The following is a 5,434-nucleotide window of genomic DNA, read 5'->3' as shown; positions in this document are numbered from 1 at the left end:
TTTCTGCGCTTCGGCTGCGGCTTTGGCGGCTTCTGCTTCTGCTTTTTTCTTTGCGTCTGCAGCCGCTTTCTTCGCTGCTTCTTCCGCAGCTTTAGCATCTGCTTCGGCCTTCGCTTTAGCATCTGCCGCCGCTTTCGCTGCCGCCTCTTCAGCTTGCTTCTGCTTTAACTCGGCCTGTTTTGCGGCTTCTTCAGCCTGCTTTTTCTGCTCCTGAGCCGCTAACCGCTCTTTCTCAAGTTGCTTCAGGCGTTCCTGTTCAGCCGCTTGTTTCTCACGCAGTTCTTCAGCAGCCTGCTGTTCCTTCATCTTGCGCTGTTCATCAGAACGCTTCGCGCTTGATTCCTGGCTTTGCATGCGTTTGTACTGCTCAACTACCGCACCTGAATCAACCATGACAGCGTCGATGGACGAACCACCGCCGCCTCCGGCTGAAGCTTCTATATTCTCATCGAACGAACTCCAGATCAGCGCCGCAAATAAGATGACATGCAGCACTGCTGAAATAATTATCGCCCGCTTGAGCTTGTCGTTTTGTTCGGTTGCCTTTGACACTCTCGGTTTCCAAAAACTGTTCGCCTGTTACCCGCTCTCTTTCAAGCAAGGGAAACGCAGATGTTTAGATAGGCTGCGTCATTAAACCAACCGATTTCACACCCGCACTATGTAACAAGTTCAGTGCTTTAATTATTTCATCGTAAGGCACATCTTTTGCGCCACCGATCAGAAAGACCGTTTTCGGGTTGGCCTTGAAACGGCTGGACACTTCCGCCACCACCTGCTCTGGTGGTAAACGCTCCAGGCGATCTTTCTCAACCACCACGGTGTACTGACCAATACCAGACACTTCAACAATCACTGGCGGATTATCGTTACTGCTCACCGCCTGTGATTCAGTAGCGTCTGGCAGATCGACCTCCACGCTCTGGGTGATGATGGGCGCTGTCGCCATAAAGATCAGCAACAGCACCAGCAGTACGTCCAGCAACGGTACAATGTTGATTTCGGACTTGAGATCGCGACGACCTCGTCCACGCGCTCTGGCCATGGCTTACCCCTTGTTGCTCTCGCTAACGGTAAACGCCTGGCGGTGCAGAATCGCGGTAAACTCTTCCATAAAGTTGTCGTAATTCAGTTCCAGTTTGTTTACGCGCTGGTTGAGGCGGTTATAAGCCATTACCGCCGGAATTGCGGCGAACAGACCAATTGCAGTCGCAATCAACGCTTCTGCGATACCGGGCGCAACCATTTGCAGTGTTGCTTGTTTTACCGCCCCGAGGGCGATAAAGGCGTGCATGATCCCCCAGACCGTACCAAACAGACCAATATACGGGCTGATGGAGCCAACCGTACCGAGGAACGGAATGTGCGTTTCCAGATTTTCAAGTTCACGGTTCATGGAGATACGCATAGCACGCGACGCCCCTTCCACTACGGCTTCCGGCGCATGGCTATTGGCACGATGCAGGCGCACAAACTCTTTGAACCCGCTGTAAAAGATTTGTTCCGAACCAGTCAGATTATCCCGTTTCCCCTGGCTCTCTTGATAGAGGCGAGAGAGTTCGATTCCAGACCAGAATTTATCTTCAAACGCTTCGGCTTCGCGCGCCGCTGCGTTAAGAATACGGGTCCGCTGGATAATAATAGCCCAAGATGCGATTGAAAAACCAATCAAAATCAACATGATAAGTTTAACCAGAAGGCTAGCCTTCAGGAACAAATCAAGGATATTCATGTCAGTCACTGCTTAAACTCCGCGACAATAGACTTGGGAAGCGCACGAGGCTTCATTTTGAGTGGGTCAACGCAAACAACCAGAACCTCTGCTTCATTCAGCAAAGTATTCTCGGCGTTGACAATACGTTGCGTGAAAACCAAAGAGGTGCCACGCATTGATGTTATTTCAGTCTGTATTTCGAGCATATCGTCGAGCCGCGCAGGTGCGTAATATTCCACCGTCATTTTACGTACCACAAAGGCAACGCGTTCAGCCATCAGCGCCTGCTGACTGAAGTGATGATGACGCAGCATCTCTGTGCGTGCTCTTTCATAAAAAGCGACGTAACTGGCGTGGTACACCACACCACCGGCATCGGTATCTTCATAGTAGACGCGAACCGGCCATCGAAACAGCGTTGTATTCACTTTACATCCCGGTAATGCAACAAAAGTTAGAGCTTTTAAACGCTGCTACTATACGCGCGCGATTGAGGTTTGGGAATGAGGGCAAGTTAAGGGAGCGTAAAAATTTATGGGCCTGGAGCGGCCCATAATTTTTTAAAGAGAATTCTGATTTAAAAGAAGAAGAAAATCAGCCCGACAATGAGAACAATATCGGCAAGCAATGGGCAAAAAATCCCTTGCCAAAGAACCTTCTGCGGACGAAAGCCCACGCCGTGAATCACACCAGCACAGACGGCCCACATCAGCAATAAACCATGCCAGATTTCCAGTTCACTGGTCTTCGCGGCAAAACGAGATGGGTCCCAAAACATACATCCTGCTAACAGAAGCGCCATCACGAAGGAAAGCGCCCGCAGGGGGCGCTTGTCCATTACCGCATACAAAGTCGCGATAATCTTACTCATCAGATGTCTTCTTGACCGGCTTTGCCTGATTCGACGTGTTCAAGCGCCAGCGCGGTGATTACCCCAAACGAACAGGCAAGAAGCGTTCCCAGAATCCATGCGAAATACCACATTTTTAGCTCCTTACTTAGTACAGAGAGTGGGTGTTACGTTCAATATCTTCTTTGGTGATACGACCGAACATTTTCCAGTAACACCAGGCGGTGTAGAGCAGAATGATCGGTACCAGAACCACCGCAACCCAGGTCATGACGTTAAGCGTCAGCTGGCTGGAAGTTGCATCCCACATTGTCAGACTTGCGTTCATCATGGTGCTGGACGGCATCACAAACGGGAACATTGCGATACCGGCTGTCAGGATGATGCAGGCCAGCGTCAGGGAGGAGAACACAAACGCCCACGCGGCTTTATCCATACGTGCAGTCAGGATGGTCAGCAGCGGCAGAACCACACCCAGCGCCGGAATAGCCCACAGAATTGGCGTGTTGTTGAAGTTAACCAGCCATGCGCCAGCTTCACGAACCACTTCTTTATTCAGTGGGTTAGAGGCTGCGTAATGGTCCATTGTCGATTTCACGACATAACCATCGATACCGTACATCACCCATACGCCAGCCAGTGCGAAACAGACCAGTGTCACCAGCGCAGCCACCTGAGCCGTTGCACGGGTACGCAGGTGCAGTTCGCCCACGGTACGCATTTGCAGATAGGTTGCGCCCTGAGTAATGATCATCCCTACGCTCACCACGCCTGCCAGCAGGCCGAACGGGTTAAGCAACTGGAAGAAGTTACCGGTGTAGTACAGACGCAGATATTCATCAACGTTGAACGGTACGCCCTGCAACAGGTTACCGAACGCTACACCAATTACCAGCGGCGGAACGAAGCTACCAATGAAGATGCCCCAGTCCCACATGTTACGCCAGCGGGTTTCTTCAATCTTGGAGCGGTAGTCAAAACCGACCGGACGGAAGAACAAAGACGCCAGCACGAGGATCATCGCCACATAGAAGCCGGAGAACGCAGCGGCATAGACCATCGGCCAGGCAGCAAAGAGTGCGCCGCCCGCGGTGATCAGCCAAACCTGGTTACCGTCCCAGTGTGGTGCAATGGAGTTAATCATAATTCGACGCTCGGTGTCGTTACGACCGAGGAAACGGGTGAGCATGCCCACCCCCATGTCGAAACCGTCAGTGACTGCAAAACCAATCAGCAGAACGCCAACCAGCAGCCACCAGATAAAACGCAATACTTCATAATCGATCATTTGACGACTCCTGTCTTAGCGTGCCGGCTGAGTAGTCGTGGAAGACTGCTCAAAGTGATAGCGACCGGTTTTCAGGCTGCTTGGGCCGAGGCGTGCAAATTTGAACATTAAGAACAATTCTGCCACCAGGAACAGGGTATACAGGCCGCAAATCAGCACCATTGAGAAGATGAGATCGCCTGCGGTCAGTGACGAGTTCGCCACAGCTGTCGGCAGCACTTCACCGATAGCCCACGGTTGGCGGCCATATTCAGCCACGAACCAGCCCGCTTCTACAGCAATCCACGGCAGCGGAATACCGTACAGCGCGGCGCGCAGAAGCCATTTTTTCTCGCCAATGCGGTTGCGGATGACACTCCAGAAAGAGAGCGCGATGATTGCCAGCAGCAGGAAGCCACACGCCACCATGATACGGAACGCAAAGTACAGCGGCGCTACACGCGGGATGGAGTCTTTGGTTGCCTGTTGAATCTGCGCTTCAGTCGCATCAGCCACGTTTGGCGTATAGCGTTTCAGCAGCAGACCGTAACCGAGGTCTTTCTTCATGCTATTGAACTGGTCACGAACCGCCTGGTCGGTAGAACCAGAACGCAGTTGTTCGAGCAGAGAGTACGCCTTCATCCCGTTACGAATGCGTTCTTCATGCTGCACCATCAGCTCTTTCAGGCCGATAACCGGGGTATCCACGGAACGCGTTGCAATGATGCCCAGTGCGTAAGGGATCTGAATCGCAAATTTGTTCGTCTCCTCTTCCTGATCAGGAATGCCGAACAGAGTAAAGGCAGCAGGCGCAGGTTGCGTTTCCCACTCGGCTTCAATAGCAGCCAGTTTGGTTTTCTGCACGTCGCCCATTTCGTAGCCGGATTCATCACCCAGAACAATAACAGACAGAACAGCAGCCATACCGAAGCTGGCAGCGATAGCAAAGGAGCGTTTAGCGAAGGCGAAGTCACGACCTTTCAGCATATACCATGCGCTGATACCGAGGATGAACATCGCGCTAGTCACATAACCAGACGCTACAGTGTGAACGAATTTCACCTGAGCAACCGGGTTAAGCACCAGCTCGGAGAAGCTCACCATCTCCATACGCATAGTTTCAAAGTTGAAATCGGACGCGATTGGGTTTTGCATCCAGCCGTTCGCAACCAGAATCCACAGTGCGGACAGGTTTGAACCGAGCGCCACCAGCCAGGTGACACACATATGCTGAACTTTACCCAGACGATCCCAACCGAAGAAGAACAGACCTACAAAGGTGGATTCGAGGAAGAAGGCCATCAGACCTTCGATTGCCAGCGGCGCACCGAAGATATCCCCTACATAGTGGGAATAGTAAGACCAGTTAGTCCCGAACTGGAACTCCATGGTCAGACCGGTAGCCACACCCAGAGCGAAGTTGATACCAAACAACTTGCCCCAGAACTTGGTCATATCTTTATAAATCTGTTTGCCGGAGAGGACGTAGACCGTTTCCATAATGGCCAGCAGGAACGCCATACCGAGCGTCAGTGGCACAAAAAGGAAGTGGTACATCGCGGTCAAGGCAAACTGTAAGCGCGACAGTTCGACTATATCTAAC

8 protein-coding genes are annotated in these 5,434 nt (G+C 51.9%); all 8 read right to left on the bottom strand.

The window, feature by feature from the left end; translation table 11 throughout:
• The coding region (gene tolA, locus QZF50_RS22325; protein WP_134360006.1) for a cell envelope integrity protein TolA at positions 1 to 552 on the bottom strand (552 nt) is incomplete at its 3' end.
• A 64-nt stretch (positions 553 to 616) separates the two neighbouring features.
• Positions 617 to 1,045, bottom strand: coding sequence for a colicin uptake protein TolR (gene tolR / locus QZF50_RS22320; protein ID WP_000090097.1), 429 nt, complete (start codon positions 1,043 to 1,045; stop codon positions 617 to 619).
• Between the two features lie 3 nt (positions 1,046 to 1,048).
• Positions 1,049 to 1,741, bottom strand: coding sequence for a Tol-Pal system protein TolQ (tolQ, locus tag QZF50_RS22315; RefSeq protein WP_000131314.1), 693 nt, complete (start codon positions 1,739 to 1,741; stop codon positions 1,049 to 1,051).
• Positions 1,738 to 2,142, bottom strand: a complete 405-nt coding sequence (gene ybgC, locus QZF50_RS22310; RefSeq protein ID WP_001098384.1) for a tol-pal system-associated acyl-CoA thioesterase — start codon at positions 2,140 to 2,142, stop codon at positions 1,738 to 1,740. Before ybgC ends, tolQ begins: the two co-directional genes overlap by 4 nt.
• 149 nt (positions 2,143 to 2,291) lie before the next feature.
• Positions 2,292 to 2,585: a cyd operon protein YbgE gene (gene ybgE / locus QZF50_RS22305; protein WP_000034602.1), complete on the bottom strand. Its 294-nt coding sequence runs from the start codon at positions 2,583 to 2,585 to the stop codon at positions 2,292 to 2,294.
• Positions 2,585 to 2,698 carry a cytochrome bd-I oxidase subunit CydX gene (gene cydX, locus QZF50_RS22300; RefSeq protein WP_000270282.1) on the bottom strand — a complete coding sequence of 38 codons (114 nt, stop codon included), beginning with the start codon at positions 2,696 to 2,698 and terminating at the stop codon, positions 2,585 to 2,587. The genes ybgE and cydX overlap by 1 nt, the downstream gene beginning before the upstream one ends.
• Positions 2,699 to 2,712: 14 nt before the next feature.
• Positions 2,713 to 3,852 carry a cytochrome d ubiquinol oxidase subunit II gene (gene cydB / locus QZF50_RS22295; RefSeq protein WP_000568275.1) on the bottom strand — a complete coding sequence of 380 codons (1,140 nt, stop codon included), beginning with the start codon at positions 3,850 to 3,852 and terminating at the stop codon, positions 2,713 to 2,715.
• A gap of 15 nt (positions 3,853 to 3,867) precedes the next feature.
• Positions 3,868 to 5,434 (bottom strand): cytochrome ubiquinol oxidase subunit I (cydA, locus tag QZF50_RS22290; RefSeq protein ID WP_290388998.1); only part of this gene is annotated, 1,567 nt, incomplete at its 5' end.

This window comes from uncultured Escherichia sp., assembly GCF_948475835.1.
In the GTDB taxonomy this organism is placed as follows: domain Bacteria; phylum Pseudomonadota; class Gammaproteobacteria; order Enterobacterales; family Enterobacteriaceae; genus ECMA0423.
The sequence above is the reverse complement of the archived record's forward strand: the minus strand, read 5'-3'. Positions and strand labels throughout refer to the sequence as shown.

Coding starts and splice junctions, on each gene's coding strand:
- tolR (WP_000090097.1), bottom strand. CDS start 1,045: ATGGCCAGAGCGCGTGGACGAGGTCGTCGCGATCTCAAGTCCGAAATC.
- ybgE (WP_000034602.1), bottom strand. CDS start 2,585: ATGAGTAAGATTATCGCGACTTTGTATGCGGTAATGGACAAGCGCCCC.
- cydX (WP_000270282.1), bottom strand. CDS start 2,698: ATGTGGTATTTCGCATGGATTCTGGGAACGCTTCTTGCCTGTTCGTTT.
- cydB (WP_000568275.1), bottom strand. CDS start 3,852: ATGATCGATTATGAAGTATTGCGTTTTATCTGGTGGCTGCTGGTTGGC.